The organism is Xenorhabdus sp. SGI240 (genome assembly GCF_040081915.1).
GTDB lineage: Bacteria > Pseudomonadota > Gammaproteobacteria > Enterobacterales > Enterobacteriaceae > Xenorhabdus > Xenorhabdus bakwenae.
Map to the genome: position 1 here is coordinate 52,554 of NZ_JBEBMB010000004.1, position 15,771 is coordinate 68,324.

The following is a 15,771-nucleotide window of genomic DNA, read 5'->3' on the forward strand; positions in this document are numbered from 1 at the left end:
ATATATCGACAAGATGCGAAGCCTATCGCAACAAATTGACCATGTATGCCTTATCGATAAATAACAAGAATAACCCCTTTGCATTAAACCGCATCTCTTTTACCATTAGCGTTATTTCTTAGTTAGTTTACTGGCAGGAGCTGCTATGACTTACCAAACTCCGTTTTCTGCACAAGATCCATCTCCTTCTGCAACACTACCACTGACTTTAATTTCCCTTGATGACTGGGGGATCGTGACAGCCATTGGCGCTGATGCGAAAAAGTATCTGCAAGGTCAGATTACAGCCGATCTTACTTCCCTGAATGATAACCAGCATGTGTTAACTGCCCATTGTGACGCCAAAGGCAAGATGTGGAGTAACTTACGACTGTTTCAGCGTGGTGAAGGTTTTGCCTATATTGAACGCCGTTCATTATTAGAAACCCAATTAACTGAATTGAAAAAGTATGCGGTATTTTCCAAGGTGGCGTTTGCCAAAGATGAGGAAAATATCTTGCTCGGCATCGCCGGCACAGGAAGTCGGAGAGCGCTGAAAACCCGCTTCCCAACTCTGCCTGATACCGAATCCCCTGTTATCCAGCACGAAACCACAACCCTTCTCCACTTAGCGCTTCCCGCAGAACGTTTCCTTATCGTCACAGACAAAACAACTGCCGCTAAATTAACCGAAACGTTAGTCGAAGAGTTTCAATCGCAGCTGAATGACAGCCAGCAATGGTTGGCGCTGGAGATTGAAGCGGGGTTCCCAGTAATTGATGCCGCCAGCAGCGCACAATTTATTCCACAAGCAACCAACCTCCAGGCAATCGAAAACGGTATCAGCTTCAAGAAAGGCTGTTATACCGGTCAGGAAATGGTAGCCAGAGCCAAATATCGTGGGGCAAACAAGCGAGCCATGTACTGGCTGGCAGGTATTGCTGCTTCCCTGCCTGCCGTTGGTGATGATTTGGAATGGCAATTGGGTGATAAATGGCGGCGAACCGGTTCAGTATTGGCGGCGGTCAAACTGGCTGATGGTTCAATCTGGGTCCAAGTGGTCATGAATAATGATATGGAAACAGGGAGTGTATTCCGTATCCGTGAAGTTGAGGGCAGTGTTCTCACCATTCAAACATTGCCTTATTCACTAGACGAAGAAAAATAACTATTGAGGTTTTTGTATGTCATTAGCTATACCTCCTGTTGATTTCGGCCCTTTCACCGATGTCATCGCGTTTATTATGGAACTGGATCAATTAAAATATGTCCATCGCAAGACGAAGTTATTGAATAATACGCGCCATGAAAACTCCGCTGAACATAGCTGGCACTTTGCTGTTGCTGTCATTGGCTTTGCGCCTTATGCCGGAGATGTGGATATTAGCCGCGTTGTACAGATGGCTTTGATTCATGACATTGTTGAGATCGATGCGGGTGATGTTATTGCGTTTGATCTGGCTGCCCGTGCAGCCATTCACGAACATGAAGTGAAAGCAGCCAACCGTATTTTTGGCTTACTGCCGGAAACCCAGGGAAAATATTTTCTGGAACTGTGGCACGAATACGAAGATGCCATCACGCCGGAAGCGCGTTTTGCTAAAACCCTCGATAGAATTATGCCGGTATTTATGAACCTGCATAATCAGGGACAGAGCTGGGTTGAGAATAATATTCGCTTTGAGCAAGTTTACGACCTGCTCCACTTTGTTGCCGAAAGTTATCCTGAACTATGGAAATACCTGCTGCCACAATTGGAAGCAGCAAAAGAAAAAGGCTGGTTGCAATAATTTTCCGCCTTTTCTCCTCTAATCTTCTCAATCAGGCTGTCAGGTACAACTGGCAGCTTTAAAATTCTTTCTTACTCTCCTTTCTTAAGCAAAGCTGACGTTAGTCAGATTTCCCTGTTGAGTATTTTAGGTCACGTATTCAATCCGTTGATGATTGTGTATAATCACCATTTTTTCGGAGAGATTAAATGGCAACGGCTGAGGTAAAATGTCGATTTTGTCAACAAGTTGAATTCGTCAAAAAACACGGTAAAGGCGACGCAGGGCATCAACGCTATCGCTGTTTCTCTTGCAAACGAACCTTTCAACTTGAATACGCCTATCGGGCGTGCCAAGCGGGCATAAAAGAACACGTTGTTGATCTTGCTATGAACAACGCAGGTATCCGTGATACTGCCCGTGCATTACATATCAGTATTAATGCCGTTGTCCGCGTTTTAAAAAACTCCAACCGCGATGCGTAACGACACTCCCTTTGGATAATGTCGAAGCCCAGCTTATCTGCGAAGTGGACGAAATGGGGTCGTTTGTCGGGAATAAAAAAGCAGTGTCAGACATATTTCCTGACACTGCTTTCGTTTAGTCTCGTTAATTTATTTATGACTAACGATAATCTTCAATCGGTGCACAAGAGCAATGTAAATTGCGATCACCGTAAACATCATCAAGGCGTTTAACCGTCGGCCAGTATTTATTGGCTTTTGTTTCCGCTGTTGGGAAAACGGCAATTTCACGGCTATATGCATGATCCCAATCAGAAACCAGTTCAGCCTGAACGTGTGGCGCATTAACCAATGGGTTGTCTCCCAAAGGCCATTCTCCGCTTGCCACTTTGCTGATTTCCTGCCGAATTGCCAGCATTGCGTCAATAAACCGATCAATTTCAACTTTGCTCTCTGATTCCGTTGGTTCAACCATCAAGGTTCCCGCAACCGGGAATGACATGGTTGGTGCATGGAAACCATAGTCAATCAGACGCTTGGCGATATCCATCTCATTGATGCCGAATTCTTCTTTCAGTGGGCGAATGTCCAGAATACATTCATGGGCAACATAGCCATTACGTCCGGTATAGAGGATCTCATAAGCACCTTTCAGGCGGCTTGCAATGTAGTTGGCATTCAGGATCGCAACCTGGCTGGCTTGTTTCAGCCCTTGTGCCCCCATCATGCGAATATACATCCAGCTAATCGGCAGGATAGAGGCACTGCCAAATGGCGCTGCGGATACTGCACCTAATGTCGTCACTTCATCCATTTCCACTACGGAATGACCCGGCACAAATGGGGCAAGGTGTTTTTTCACGCCAATCGGTCCCATGCCTGGACCACCACCACCGTGTGGGATACAGAAGGTTTTATGCAGGTTCAGGTGCGAAACATCGGCACCAATAAAGCCAGGTGTCGTAATCCCCACTTGGGCGTTCATGTTCGCACCATCAAGGTAAACCTGACCCCCGTTTTGATGAATAATGTCACAAATCTCACGGATGGTTTCTTCATAAACACCGTGAGTTGATGGGTAAGTCACCATGATACAAGCAAGATTGTCACTGTGTTTTGCTGCTTTTTCACGCAAATCAGCCAGATCGATGTTGCCTTCTTTATCACAGTTCACAACAATAACCGTCATACCCGCCATATGAGCAGAAGCCGGGTTTGTGCCATGCGCAGAGCTTGGGATTAGGCAAATATGGCGATGTTGTTCTCCACGGCTGGCGTAATAGCGACGAATTGCCAGCAAGCCAGCATATTCTCCTTGTGCGCCAGAATTAGGCTGCATACAGAATGCGTCATATCCGGTCAGCAACACCAGCCAATGGGAAAGCTGGCTGATCATCTGGTGATAACCCTGCGCTTGTTCTGGCGGACAGAAAGGATGCATATCGGTAAATTCAGGCCAGGTAATCGGCATGATCTCCGCGGCTGCATTCAGCTTCATGGTACATGAACCTAGCGGGATCATGGCTTGATTCAGCGCCAGATCTTTACGCTCCAGACTGTGCATATAACGCATCATGTCGGTTTCACTGTGGTAACGACGGAAATTATCATGGGTTAAAATGTCGTCATTACGCAACATGGAGGCTGGGATAGATTGGCTGCCTGTCGCAACTTCACGATCAAGAGCATCAATATCCAGGACTGAATCAGAACCTGTTATCACTTGATACAAGGTTAACAAATCATCACGGCGGGTTTTTTCACTCAAGGATACACCGACAGCACCAAGAATATCAGTACGTAAGTTAATCTGTGCTTTAGCCGCTCTTGCCAGTACCTGAGCCTTATCTGACACTTCAATCGCTAATGTATCAAACCATGTCTTATGACGTAGTGTGATACCCGCCTTTTGCAAACCCGCAGCCAGAATATCTGTCAGTCGGTGAATACGATTAGCAATGCGCTTCAAACCTTCAGAACCGTGATAAACCGCGTACATGCCCGCAATATTGGCCAGTAAAACTTGCGAAGTACAAATATTGGAATTCGCTTTTTCACGGCGAATATGCTGTTCACGGGTTTGCATCGCCATGCGCAATGCCCGGTTACCCGCAGCATCACGGGAAACACCGATAATACGGCCCGGCATGGAGCGTTTGAACTCATCTCTGCATGCAAAGAAGGCGGCATGAGGGCCACCATATCCCATCGGTACACCAAAACGCTGGGCAGAACCAAAGACAATATCAGCACCTTGTTTACCCGGGGCGGCCAAGATGACCAATGCCATGAAATCTGCGGCAACGCTGACAATGATTTTACGCTCTTTCAGTGTTGCAATCAGGTCACTGTAATCATAGATTTCACCCGTCGTGCCTGTTTGTTGCAGCAAAACACCAAAGATCCCTTCCAGTTCCAGTACTTTTTCTGCTTTATCAACAATGACTTCAAATCCAAATGTTTCGGCACGGGTAAGTACGACATCCAACGTTTGTGGATGAATATCATCGGCCACAAAGAAACGTTCAGCCTTTTTCAGCTTGCTGATCCGTTTTGCCATTGCCATCGCTTCTGCGGCTGCTGTGGCTTCATCCAGTAGTGAAGCAGAGGCCAGATCTAAACCTGTCAGATCAATGGTGACTTGCTGAAAGTTCAGCAAGGCTTCTAATCGGCCTTGAGAAACTTCCGGTTGATAAGGGGTATATGCAGTATACCAGCCCGGATTTTCCAGCAAATTACGCAAAATAACGGGGGGAAGAATGGCGGGTGAGTAACCCATACCAATATACGACTGATAACGCTGGTTCTGGCTCGCTATCGCTTTCAATTCAGCCAAAGCCTGTTGTTCAGTCACGCCTTCACCAACCGCAGGAACCGCTGATAATGCGATATCACGGGGAACGATTTTATTGGTCAGATCATCAAGAGAATTTGCACCTATTATCGCCAGCATCTCTGTTTGCTGTTCAGCAGAAGAACCAATGTGGCGACGAATGAATTCACCTTGATATTCAAGTTGGATTAATGTCTGAGTCATTGATGATAATTTCCTGAAACTCGCTATGCCTTTTATCTTTCAAGTGACAGTTTTGTTGTCTATCACGTGAAGTCGATTGGCTATAAAAAACGACCAAAAAAAGCCCCATTCACAATGTGATATGGGGCGATTCAAAATAATTACTCGTCTTCTTCCAAGAGTGACCGATAACTTTCGGCATCAAGCAAATTAGCGAGTTCACTCTCATCAGCTATTTTAACGCGGAACAGCCAACCTTCGTTATAGGGTTCACTGTTCACCAATTCGGGAGAACTTTCCAGGTCAGGGTTAACCGCGATAATCTTACCGCTGACTGGTGCATAAATATCAGAAGCCGCTTTGACTGACTCTACAACAGCACAATCATCACCACTATTTACCTCTGTGCCTATTTCAGGCAAATCAACAAATACCATATCTCCCAATAACTTCTGGGCATGTTCGGTAATACCTACGGTATATTCACCATTGCCTTCCGAGCGAACCCATTCATGTGATTCAGTATATTTCAATTCTGCTGGTACATGACTCATCGTTGCCTTCTCCTTGTTTTTATCACTCTACAAGTGGTTTTCCCATCCGCACAAAGCCCGGTTTAACAACCTGTACGGGCATTTCACGATTACGGATCTGGACAACCGCCTGTTCACCAATACCTTGCGGTACACGTGCAAGGGCTATACTAAATCCTAAGGTTGGGGAAAATGTTCCACTGGTAATCACGCCAGAACGCATTTCACCGGAATCATCAGTGAAGTTGACAGTTAAGCCACCACGCAATACTCCCTTTTCACGCATGACCAGTCCAACCAACTGATCAGTAACGGTTTCGCGTTGTCTTTCCAATGCTTCACGACCTATGAAGTGGCGGTCTTCCGGTTTCCAGGCAATTGTCCATCCCATGTTGGCGGCCAGAGGTGAAACAGTTTCATCCATTTCTTGACCATAGAGGTTCATGCCCGCTTCAAGACGCAATGTGTCACGCGCCCCTAATCCAGTGGGGTTTACCCCTACTGCCAATAACTGTTGCCAAAAATCTGTCGCTTGTTCTTTAGGCAGTGCAATTTCATAACCGGCTTCACCGGTATAACCCGTCGTTGCAATAAACAGATTTCCAGACTGGACGCCAAAGAAAGGTTTCATACCCGTTACCGCTTGTTTTTGTGCATCACTTAGCAAGGATTGCACTTTGGCTTGCGCGTTTGGTCCCTGGGCTGCAATCAAGGCCAAATCATCACGCACGGTAATTTCAACGTCATATTTCTCAACATGTTGGTAAATCCATGCCAAATCTTTCTCGCGGGTCGCCGAATTCACAACCATACGATAAGCATTATCAGTGAAAAAATAGACAATCAGGTCATCAATGACGCCGCCAGAAGCATTCAACATTGCGGTATATAGTGCCTTGCCCTGCTCGGTGAGTTTGGCAATGTCATTGGCCAGAAGATAACGGAGAAAATCACGACAATCCGGACCGTGTAGATCCACAATGGTCATGTGGGAAACATCGAACATACCGGCATCAGTACGCACTGTATGATGCTCGTCGATTTGTGAACCATAGTGCAGGGGCATCATCCAGCCATGAAAATCTACCATGCGTGCTCCGCATGCCAGATGTTGATCATATAGTGGGGTGTGTTTTGACATTATTTCCCTCTTTACGTTCTTGACATGAAAACATTCGTGACCTGAAAAAACATACGGCGCATTAACCGGCAGGTGTTGGATCATGAAGCAAAGAAGCGGTTAATCACGCAAACGATACCTTGGGATCAGAAGTTATCACTGAAACAGGAAATGAACCATAAAATAAATTAGCTGCATTGCTGTAGCCATCTGAAAAGGCACTTATTGCTATACAGAATTTTTGTCTGATTTATTGCACAAAAATACTCAAAATTTTTATCAAATGGCAAAAAACAATCTTTTTAGATTGAAAAAAGGCTAAAGCGTGAAGTAAAGCAATTCAACACACCTTAGCCTGATATGAGAAAAACTAATTCTAATTCATGGGCTGAATTAGATTTTTTCAACCGAAGCGGTTTGAGCGATCAGCCAATCAGGCAGGTCATTGAGTCCCATTGCATGACGAAGCCATTGCGGCTTCATTCCCGGTAAGTGATCAGCCAATGTTAATCCAATTCCACGCAATAATTTTTTAGCCGGGTTATTGCCATCAAATAGCTGACGAAAACCCTGCATACCTGCAAGCATGACCGCAGCACTGTGTTTACGGCGACGTTCATAACGCCCCAAATAGAGATACTGACCGATGTCTTTGCCTTGCTGGTTTAAGCGGCTCAATTCACCTATCAGTTCTGCCACATCCATCAATCCAAGATTAACGCCCTGACCAGCCAGTGGATGGATAGTGTGTGCCGCATCGCCCAAGAGCGCCAACCGATGAGCGGCAAAATTGCGGGCATAACGCCCCGTCAATGGGATAGTTTGTCGATCACTGATCAGTCTGCATTGACCAAGACGCATATCAAATGTCGCGCTTAATTGCCGATTAAACAGCGCCGATTCCATAAATTTGCGCTGTTGTGCAGATTCAGCCGGTAGTGACCATACAATCGAACATAAGTCAGGCTCGGGCAGTGGCAGGAAAGCCAATATTCCATCACCGTGGAAAACCTGACGAGCAACACCTTCATGAGGCTCCTCAGTCCGAATTGTCGCGACCAATGCATGGTGTTCATAATCCCAGAAAGTCAGTGGAATATCGGCATGTTGACGCAACCAGGAATGGGCACCGTCTGCACCAACGACCAACCGTGAAGTCAGCATGCTTCCATCGGATAACGTGATGAAAGCTTCGTTTTCTCCCCGGGCAACATGCTTAAGAGAGGATGGGGTGAAAATCATCACATCGGGCAGATTTTCCGCACGTTGCCAGAGTGCTTGCCGGATCACACAGTTTTCGACGATATGGCCCAGATGGGTCAGGCCATTTTCCGCCGCATTAAATTGAATACGCCCGAAGCTATCCCGCTCCCAAACTGCCATTCCCTGATAAGGGCTGGCCCGCATTGCAACAATATCTTGCCAGACACCAAGGTGAGTGAGTAATCGTTCACTGGCTGCATTGATGGCCGAAACACGTAACGCATATTCATCATTGACACTAAATGGCGTTGTCGGTGGGTGCTCTTCTACAATCGCAATACGCAAACCACTACCTTGCAAACCACAAGCCAACGCAAGGCCAACCATTCCACCCCCTGCGATCACCACATCAAATGATTGCATTTTTTCTTTCCTCTTAATCTGCCAATGGTGACTGTGCAACCCAACCTAATGTCTGACGGGCAAATAGATCCTGCATCGGGGATAATCTTTCCATTGTCATCAAGCCAAGATTACGTCCCATTTTTAATGGTAAATAGTCATTGGCGAATAATCTGACCAACCCATCCGTAAGTCCAATCGTGGTGTCACGATCGGCCTGACGCTGTTGCTGATACTGTGCCAGTACTTTATAGGAGCCGATATCCTGTCCAGAAGTGGCCGCTACTGAAATGACTTGTGCCAAAGCCATCACATCACGCATTCCCAAGTTAAAACCCTGCCCAGCGATCGGATGCAAGGTTTGGGAAGCATTACCGACCAACGCCAGACGGTGGCTAATTTGCCGGCTGGCGGTCGATAAAGCCAATGGATAACTATGCCGTTGACCGGTTTCCCGCATTTTCCCCAAACGCCAGCCAAATGCTTTTTGCAGCTGTTGGCAGAATTCATGCTGGCTCCAGTTATTGACTTCTGATTGTTGTTCCAGTGGGTGGCACCATACCAGTGAACTACGCCCTTCCGACATCGGTAACAACGCCAATGGCCCATGTTTGGTAAAACGCTCGAATGCCCTTCCTTGAGGATGTTCGGAAGTCAAAACATTGGCAATAATGGCAGTCTGCTCATAAGATCGCTGTTGAAAGGGTATATTACACGCTTGGGCTATCGCAGAATGGCTACCATCCGCAGCGACCAGCAGTTCTCCTGTCAGTTTGTCACCATTATTCAGCGAAACCACGACAGAACTGCCTAAACGTTCTACGGAACTCACTTTAGCCGGGCAGTAAAGTTTAATATTTGAAGATTGTTTTAATAACTCAAAAAGATGAATTCCGGCATCATGCAATTCAATCACATTGCCTAATGCCGGAATGTCATAGTCACTGGCGCAAATATTGACGAAACCGCTATTGCCGCGGTCGCTGACATGAACGTGAGTGATTGGGGTAACACAATGTTGTAATGCAGGCCAAATGCCGATCTGATGCAAGCGCTGACATGTACCATAGGCCAAGGCAATGGACCTTGCATCAAAACCCGGATGTTTTCTGGCAGGTTCTGCTGCTTCAATCAAGGAGACTTGCAATTGCCCCCGACTCAACGAAGCAATAGCCAGAGCCAATGTCGCTCCTGTCATTCCTCCGCCCACAATAATCACGTTCATTATCACTTCCTGATCACGTTAACCTTAACTGTGCTTTGCCTGTACCATCAGCGCTTCTATCTCATCGGGATCTTTCACGACAGACTCAGTCAGGTTTTCATTTCCTGTTTCTGTTATCACAATGTCATCTTCAATACGAATACCGATACCCCGGTATTCCGGCGGGACATCCGCATCGGGTGCAATGTAAAGCCCAGGTTCTACAGTCAGCACCATGCCAGGTTCCAGAATACGATCGCGGTCAACACCGTAATCGCCGACATCATGTACATCCAGCCCCAACCAGTGACTTAAACCATGCATGAAAAATTGACGGTAAGCATTGGTTTCGATCAATTGTTCGACTTCACCATGCATAATTCCCAATTTTACCAACCCTTTCACCATGATGCGTACGACTTGTCCGGTAACTTCACTTATGCTGGTCCCCGGCTTATATAGCTCAAGGGAAAAATTAATAGCTTCCAGCACAATATCGTAGATTTCACGTTGAGGGAGCGTAAACTTGCCATTTACCGGAAATGTCCGCGTAATGTCACCTGCATATCCCTGATATTCACATCCCGCATCGATCAACACCAAATCACCCTCTTTCATACGGCGTTCATTTTCAGTGTAATGCAGGATACAGGCATTATCTCCCGCGCCAACAATGGTGTTATAAGCAGAGTAACGTGCGCCCTGATGGGTAAATTCATGGTGGATTTCAGCTTCAAGCTGATATTCAAACATACCAGGGCGGCAAGCCTGCATCGCCCTGATATGCGCCTGTGCGCTGATTTCCCCGGCTTTGCGCAGGGTTTCTAATTCAGCGTCTGATTTAAACAGACGCATTTCATGCAGCCACGGGCGCCAGTCTGCGATGACCGTTGGCGCTTTGAAGTTACGGCGGCTGTTTTTGCGCAATTTATCTAAAGCACTAAAAAAGAGGTTATCCGCGTATTCAAATTCGCCCTGAGCGTGATAAACCACTTCCAAACCATTCAACAATAAATAGAGTTGTTCATCGAGATCGCCAAATGGCAAGGCACGATCCACCCCCAATTTTTCCAGTGCAGCGTCTTGTCCAAGACGACGACCAAACCAAATTTCCGCCGTCAAATCGCGAACACGATTAAATAACACACTGTGATTGTGGGTTTCATCGCTTTTGATCAGTATCAGAACCGCTTCCGGTTCACTGAAACCGGTCAGATACAGAAAATCACTGTTCTGACGGTAGGGATATTCACTATCTGAATTACGTGTCGCAAGCGGGGCCGAAAAAATGATAGCCGCACTGGCCGGGGCCATTTTTGACAATAATGCCTGACGACGGGATAAATATTCTTGTTTAGTCATACCCTCTCCTGCAATTCCATATTATTAGTTGGTATACCCCTTATCTTCCAAGTCTTGAAATTTATAGGGTGAATACCGCCAATCAGTGCAATGTTGGTTTTTCATTTTTTGCACTGCCTACGGTTTTAGGTGTCGCAAACGCGATATAACAGAGTTGAACCGCAACACGGACATATTCCAGTACTTCTTCAAGGGCTTGAGATAGCTCTTCCTGATCTTCGTTTTCGTCATAGCCCAACATGCCGATGTTACGTAAATCGGTGATAATCTCCTGAATTTCTGGATTTTCTGTCAATTTAGGATTGGCTACGCCCAATCCGAGCAGAAAGTGGTTGACCCATCCCGACAACGCTTCTGCGCATTCAAAAACTCCCGCCTCTTCATCAGGAAGCAACAGATGGAACGAGAAACTACTGTCATCCAGCAATTCAAACGTCGTTTCGTACAATTCCTTCAGCGGCAGAGCCAAAACCTGAGAAAATGCCAGTCCATCATTCGCAAGATCATGCACCAGTGTCTGCCAACTACTCTCGTGATTTCCACTGCATAGTAACCCACTGATTAAGCCATGTATTTCTGCGGCGGTCAGGGCAACGGACTGTTGATGCAAAATTTCATCAAATGATTGATAATTAGGTAATGAGTTTTGTATAGACATGTATATTGATCATCGTTGGCGATATAAGTTCATGCTATGCTACCATCAAGGGGAGTCGCTATACCAGACAGCACACACCGATATATCCCCAATCGATTTCGAGATGCCGCGTTGATAGCAAGGGCACGAATCCCCAAAACATAGATACTTTATATCTATAATTCATTGACTGGGATAAGTGAACATTGCCCAAAAACAGCTGCTTGAAGATGAAGGGAAGAAAAAGGGGCTTTTGGTATTGTACGGTAATGATTGGTGTCGGCCTTGTTTTATACCATAATTTACTTTATACCCAATAGATTTCAGATTACAGCTCTGGCAACAAAGCCGCAATTTGAGAAATAAGGGATATATATCAACATCAAGGTATCGGCACAATAATAAATCAGGAAGGTGTCATGTCTGCACAACCAGTAGATATTCAGATTTTTGGGCGGTCATTACGTGTCAATTGTCCAACAGAGCAGGTTGAAGCGTTGCAAGCTGCTGCTGAGGAACTTGACCAGCGTTTGCATAACCTTAAAGAACGCACCAGAGTCACTAACACTGAGCAACTGGTTTTTATTGTGGCACTGAATGTCTGTCACGAGTTGGCACAGGAGAAGATGAAAACCCGTGATTATGCTTACAATATGGAACAAAAAATAAAAATGCTCCAGCAATCCATTGAAAAGGCACTGTTAGAGCAAGGTAAAGTTACCTGATACTCCAGTCGTCAACTTAATCTTGTTGATAAATCAGGCAGTAGTCACTATAGATTAATATAAGCAGTTGCTTTCTTCGTTTAGTTCCATACAATAGGCTTCATAGCATTGCTTAAAGCCTATTTAGTTGGTTTAAGCAGCAAAAAATTTTCTCTGAGGTGTTCGTGAGCAGGGAAGTCCCCTGAGCCGATATTTCATCTCTATAGAATGTGGTGTTACGTTTCTTGTGAGCATGCTTGGCCAGACCAAGAAGCCTAATAGCAACGACGCTACGTTCACCTTGAACCAAGGGTTCAAGGGTTACCACCTGTAACGGCATCTTGGAGAACCTCTCATTCTTTATCTGTTTTGTATCCTTTTCTGTGTTAATTAACAGGCAGGTATCATGCAATCAGATCCTTCTTTTTCTCTGCGCAATTCCATTAGAAAAAAAATTCGGCAGCTACGGCAAAATCTATCCCCTGAACAACAATCGCAATTTGCTCAACAAGCCGTTAAACAGGCTATAGCGCACCCTAAAATCCAGCAAGCTGATAAAATTGCCCTCTATCTCTCCTTTGATGGAGAATTAGATACGCGTCTGCTAATTCAACAATTTTGGCAGCAAAACAAACAGGTCTATTTGCCAATATTGCATCCTTTCAGCCGCAATCACCTGCTGTTTCTCCGTTATTGCGCCGATATGACTCTTATTCGTAATCGCTTTAATATCGAAGAGCCTCAGTTGGATGTTCGGCAGGTTTTACCCATCGCTGAACTTGATGTCATGTTTATTCCTTTGGTCGCTTTCGATTGTACAGGGCAACGCTTAGGGATGGGGGGAGGATTCTACGATAGGACTCTCGCAAAATGGCAACAACAGAATTTTTATCCGATTGGATTAGCCCACAATTTTCAGTTAGTTGAGAAACTACCCAGTGCGAGTTGGGATATTCCTCTGCCAGAGATCATGACCCCAGAAAAAGTATGGCGATGGATATGAACGACGATTCTACTCAGTGATTAACAGGGGCTATTGTGTCTTCAATAGCCCCTGATTTTCTAATCAATCACGATCCTTGTTAACGAGCAATCATATCTCAGTAAAGCAAGCGAGAACGGATCGTGCCCGGCAAGTCCTTCAGTTTCTGCAAGACCAATTCAGCCTGAGCTGGATTCTCCGTCGTGATATCAATTACTACATAACCAATGCCGCTGTCAGTCCGCAGATATTGAGCATCAATATTGATTTCTTGCTCAGTGAACACTTGGTTAATACTGGTCAAGATACCCGGGCGGTTTTCATGGATATGCAGTAATCGGTTCGTATCCTTGGCATGAACAGGGAGCGAGACTTCGGGAAAATTGACTGCTGATAATGTCGAACCATTATCAGAATATTTGACCAGTTTACCAGAAACTTCATAACCGATATTTTGCTGGGCCTCTTGTGTCGATCCCCCAATATGTGGCGTCAGCAGTACGTTATCAAACTGGCTCAATGGTGAGATAAAGGGATCATTGTTTGTTGCGGGTTCATGAGGAAAAACGTCAATCGCGGCACCAGAAAGATGCCCGATTTCCAACGCATTGCTGAGGGCTTCAATATCAATTACCGTACCCCGTGATGCGTTGATCAGAATTGAACCTGGTTTCATCAATTCCATTTCTGCTGCGCCAATCATATTTTTGGTTGAAGCAGTTTCGGGAACATGCAGGCTCACAACATCACTCATATTCAATAATTCAGACAAATGATGAACTTGCTGTGCATTACCTAATGGCAATTTATTTTCAATATCATAGAAATAGACATTCAGGCCAATATTTTCCGCCAAAATGCCAAGCTGTGTACCAATATGCCCGTAACCGATAATGCCTAATTTTTTTCCGCGCGCTTCGTAGCAACCTTTTGCTTGCTTATCCCATACTCCATTGTGGGCTTTGGCATTCGCCTCAGGAATACGGCGTAACAGCAGCAACAGTTCACCCAATACCATTTCAGCGACCGAACGCGTATTGGAAAAAGGAGCATTAAATACCGGAATACCGCGCTTTGCCGCCGCTTTCAGGTCAACCTGATTAGTGCCAATACAAAAACACCCAACTGCAACCAGTTTTTCCGCTGCGGCGAAAATTTCTTCGGTCAATTGGGTGCGGGAACGAATACCGACAAATCGGGCATCACGGATCGCTTCTTTCAACGCTTCCGGTTCTAATGCCCCTTTGTGATATTCAATATTGCTGTACCCTGCCGCTTTCAGGCTGTCTACTGCGCTTTGGTGAACGCCTTCCAGCAGCAGAAATTTAATTTTGTCCTTTTCTAAAGATACCTTAACCATTTGCCCGCCCTAGTTGTACTTACTTTCATAATGCATATCGACGCCACCAAAATAACAAAAAAAACAGTAACGGCAATACAATCGATTGCTTATATCACAGAATAAGCAACAGTAAATAAGTTGTTATGCAAAGTAAAATAATTCGTTACGGGATAAAGGCAGGGTTTTGCGGCTTTTTTAGACATAAAAGTGATATATATCACTAAATTTTCTGTTTTGAATAAAAATAAAAATATTTTGAGAGCAGATTATTCTGCCCTCAATAAATGCTTATTCAGTGAGCGTCTTAACGCCATCCGCAGTCCCTACCAGTACTACGTTTGCTCCTCGGTTAGCAAAAAGGCCCACTGTCACCACGCCAGCGATCCCATTGATCTTATTTTCTAACGCAATGGGATCAACAATCGAGAGGTTGTGAACATCCAGAATATGATTACCATTGTCAGTGACTATGTTTTCACGATAAACCGGTGTTCCGCCCAATTTCACCAGCTCACGAGCCACATAAGCCCGTGCCATTGGGATGACTTCAACTGGCAAAGGGAATTTGCCTAACACATCGACTTGCTTAGACGAGTCAATAATACAGATAAATTTCTTCGCAACCGCCGCGATGATTTTTTCTCTGGTCAACGCTGCGCCGCCGCCTTTGATCATCTGCATTTGACCATTAATTTCATCAGCACCATCAACGTAAATATCCAAAGCGTCAACCTCATTGCAGTCAAACACAGGAATACCGAGACTTTTCAATTTCTCAGTCGATGCGTCTGAACTTGACACAGTACCTTCAATTTTATCTTTGATAGTGCCTAACGCATCAATAAAATGCGCGGCGGTAGAACCTGTACCCACGCCGACAATTGTACCCGGTTTAACGTATTCCAATGCCGCCCAACCTACTGCTTTTTTCAGTTCGTCCTGAGTCATATTGATCACAGCCTATAATCAGTTACAAGGAAAAATCTGACGGCTAGTATAAACAATATTGGCTCACCTCATGAAAAAATATGGCATAGTGCTGGTTAGGCCACAT

Annotated in this window: 13 protein-coding genes, 1 other RNA gene and 1 pseudogene; 6 read left to right on the plus strand and 9 right to left on the minus strand. The window is 45.3% G+C overall.

Going from position 1 to position 15,771, the window contains the following annotated elements:
- Window positions 1-145 precede the first annotated feature (145 nt).
- The 3 genes and pseudogenes from ygfZ to ABLA76_RS01465 all read left to right on the plus strand — a co-directional run.
- Window positions 146-1,147: a tRNA-modifying protein YgfZ gene (ygfZ, locus tag ABLA76_RS01455; RefSeq protein ID WP_348986592.1), complete on the plus strand. Its 1,002-nt coding sequence runs from the start codon at window positions 146-148 to the stop codon at window positions 1,145-1,147.
- A 16-nt stretch (window positions 1,148-1,163) separates the two neighbouring features.
- Window positions 1,164-1,769, plus strand: coding sequence for an HD domain-containing protein (locus ABLA76_RS01460; protein ID WP_348986593.1), 606 nt, complete (start codon window positions 1,164-1,166; stop codon window positions 1,767-1,769).
- A gap of 188 nt (window positions 1,770-1,957) precedes the next feature.
- A pseudogene (locus ABLA76_RS01465) lies at window positions 1,958-2,313 on the plus strand (IS1 family transposase); the annotation flags it as partial.
- Window positions 2,314-2,372: 59 nt separating this feature from the next.
- On the opposite strand, the gene gcvP reads toward ABLA76_RS01465, so the two are convergent.
- The 7 genes from gcvP to ABLA76_RS01500 form a co-directional block, all read right to left on the minus strand.
- Window positions 2,373-5,249, minus strand: coding sequence for an aminomethyl-transferring glycine dehydrogenase (gene gcvP, locus ABLA76_RS01470; RefSeq protein ID WP_348986594.1), 2,877 nt, complete (start codon window positions 5,247-5,249; stop codon window positions 2,373-2,375).
- A gap of 140 nt (window positions 5,250-5,389) precedes the next feature.
- Window positions 5,390-5,782, minus strand: a complete 393-nt coding sequence (gene gcvH, locus ABLA76_RS01475) for a glycine cleavage system protein GcvH (RefSeq protein WP_047767737.1) — start codon at window positions 5,780-5,782, stop codon at window positions 5,390-5,392.
- A gap of 22 nt (window positions 5,783-5,804) precedes the next feature.
- Window positions 5,805-6,902 (minus strand): glycine cleavage system aminomethyltransferase GcvT, encoded by a 1,098-nt coding sequence (gcvT, locus tag ABLA76_RS01480; protein WP_348986595.1) that lies wholly within the window; start codon window positions 6,900-6,902, stop codon window positions 5,805-5,807.
- A gap of 372 nt (window positions 6,903-7,274) precedes the next feature.
- Window positions 7,275-8,507 (minus strand): FAD-dependent 2-octaprenylphenol hydroxylase, encoded by a 1,233-nt coding sequence (gene ubiI / locus ABLA76_RS01485; RefSeq protein WP_348986596.1) that lies wholly within the window; start codon window positions 8,505-8,507, stop codon window positions 7,275-7,277.
- A gap of 13 nt (window positions 8,508-8,520) precedes the next feature.
- On the minus strand, window positions 8,521-9,711 hold the full coding sequence (gene ubiH, locus ABLA76_RS01490; protein ID WP_348986597.1) for a 2-octaprenyl-6-methoxyphenyl hydroxylase: 1,191 nt from the start codon (window positions 9,709-9,711) through the stop codon (window positions 8,521-8,523).
- 24 nt (window positions 9,712-9,735) lie between these two features.
- The gene (gene pepP / locus ABLA76_RS01495; protein WP_348986598.1) at window positions 9,736-11,052 is read right to left on the minus strand and encodes a Xaa-Pro aminopeptidase; all 1,317 of its coding nucleotides are present in this window, start codon (window positions 11,050-11,052) and stop codon (window positions 9,736-9,738) included.
- Window positions 11,053-11,134: 82 nt separating this feature from the next.
- Complete coding sequence (locus ABLA76_RS01500) at window positions 11,135-11,710, minus strand: YecA family protein (RefSeq protein ID WP_047767731.1); 576 nt, start codon at window positions 11,708-11,710, stop codon at window positions 11,135-11,137.
- Window positions 11,711-12,108: 398 nt separating this feature from the next.
- On the opposite strand from ABLA76_RS01500, the gene zapA reads away from it, so the two are divergent.
- The 3 genes from zapA (at window position 12,109) to ABLA76_RS01515 (ending at window position 13,396) form a co-directional block, all read left to right on the plus strand.
- Window positions 12,109-12,414, plus strand: coding sequence for a cell division protein ZapA (gene zapA / locus ABLA76_RS01505; RefSeq protein ID WP_047767729.1), 306 nt, complete (start codon window positions 12,109-12,111; stop codon window positions 12,412-12,414).
- Window positions 12,415-12,561: 147 nt separating this feature from the next.
- Window positions 12,562-12,745, plus strand: a non-coding RNA gene (gene ssrS, locus ABLA76_RS01510) — 6S RNA.
- Between the two features lie 54 nt (window positions 12,746-12,799).
- Window positions 12,800-13,396: a 5-formyltetrahydrofolate cyclo-ligase gene (locus ABLA76_RS01515; protein WP_348986599.1), complete on the plus strand. Its 597-nt coding sequence runs from the start codon at window positions 12,800-12,802 to the stop codon at window positions 13,394-13,396.
- A 97-nt stretch (window positions 13,397-13,493) separates the two neighbouring features.
- Here the strand turns inward: ABLA76_RS01515 and serA are convergent, their stop codons facing one another.
- The gene (gene serA / locus ABLA76_RS01520) at window positions 13,494-14,735 is read right to left on the minus strand and encodes a phosphoglycerate dehydrogenase (RefSeq protein WP_348986600.1); all 1,242 of its coding nucleotides are present in this window, start codon (window positions 14,733-14,735) and stop codon (window positions 13,494-13,496) included.
- Window positions 14,736-15,005: 270 nt separating this feature from the next.
- Window positions 15,006-15,665, minus strand: coding sequence for a ribose-5-phosphate isomerase RpiA (rpiA, locus tag ABLA76_RS01525; protein ID WP_348986601.1), 660 nt, complete (start codon window positions 15,663-15,665; stop codon window positions 15,006-15,008).
- Window positions 15,666-15,771 lie beyond the last annotated feature (106 nt).

Bases quoted from the DNA above. Each gene is read 5' to 3' on its own strand.
- gcvT (WP_348986595.1), bottom strand. From the start codon at position 6,902: ATGTCAAAACACACCCCACTATATGATCAACATCTGGCATGCGGAGCA.
- gcvH (WP_047767737.1), bottom strand. From the start codon at position 5,782: ATGAGTCATGTACCAGCAGAATTGAAATATACTGAATCACATGAATGG.
- zapA (WP_047767729.1), top strand. From the start codon at position 12,109: ATGTCTGCACAACCAGTAGATATTCAGATTTTTGGGCGGTCATTACGT.
- ABLA76_RS01460 (WP_348986593.1), top strand. From the start codon at position 1,164: ATGTCATTAGCTATACCTCCTGTTGATTTCGGCCCTTTCACCGATGTC.
- pepP (WP_348986598.1), bottom strand. From the start codon at position 11,052: ATGACTAAACAAGAATATTTATCCCGTCGTCAGGCATTATTGTCAAAA.
- ABLA76_RS01500 (WP_047767731.1), bottom strand. From the start codon at position 11,710: ATGTCTATACAAAACTCATTACCTAATTATCAATCATTTGATGAAATT.
- ygfZ (WP_348986592.1), top strand. From the start codon at position 146: ATGACTTACCAAACTCCGTTTTCTGCACAAGATCCATCTCCTTCTGCA.
- rpiA (WP_348986601.1), bottom strand. From the start codon at position 15,665: ATGACTCAGGACGAACTGAAAAAAGCAGTAGGTTGGGCGGCATTGGAA.
- serA (WP_348986600.1), bottom strand. From the start codon at position 14,735: ATGGTTAAGGTATCTTTAGAAAAGGACAAAATTAAATTTCTGCTGCTG.
- gcvP (WP_348986594.1), bottom strand. From the start codon at position 5,249: ATGACTCAGACATTAATCCAACTTGAATATCAAGGTGAATTCATTCGT.
- ABLA76_RS01515 (WP_348986599.1), top strand. From the start codon at position 12,800: ATGCAATCAGATCCTTCTTTTTCTCTGCGCAATTCCATTAGAAAAAAA.
- ubiH (WP_348986597.1), bottom strand. From the start codon at position 9,711: ATGAACGTGATTATTGTGGGCGGAGGAATGACAGGAGCGACATTGGCT.
- ubiI (WP_348986596.1), bottom strand. From the start codon at position 8,507: ATGCAATCATTTGATGTGGTGATCGCAGGGGGTGGAATGGTTGGCCTT.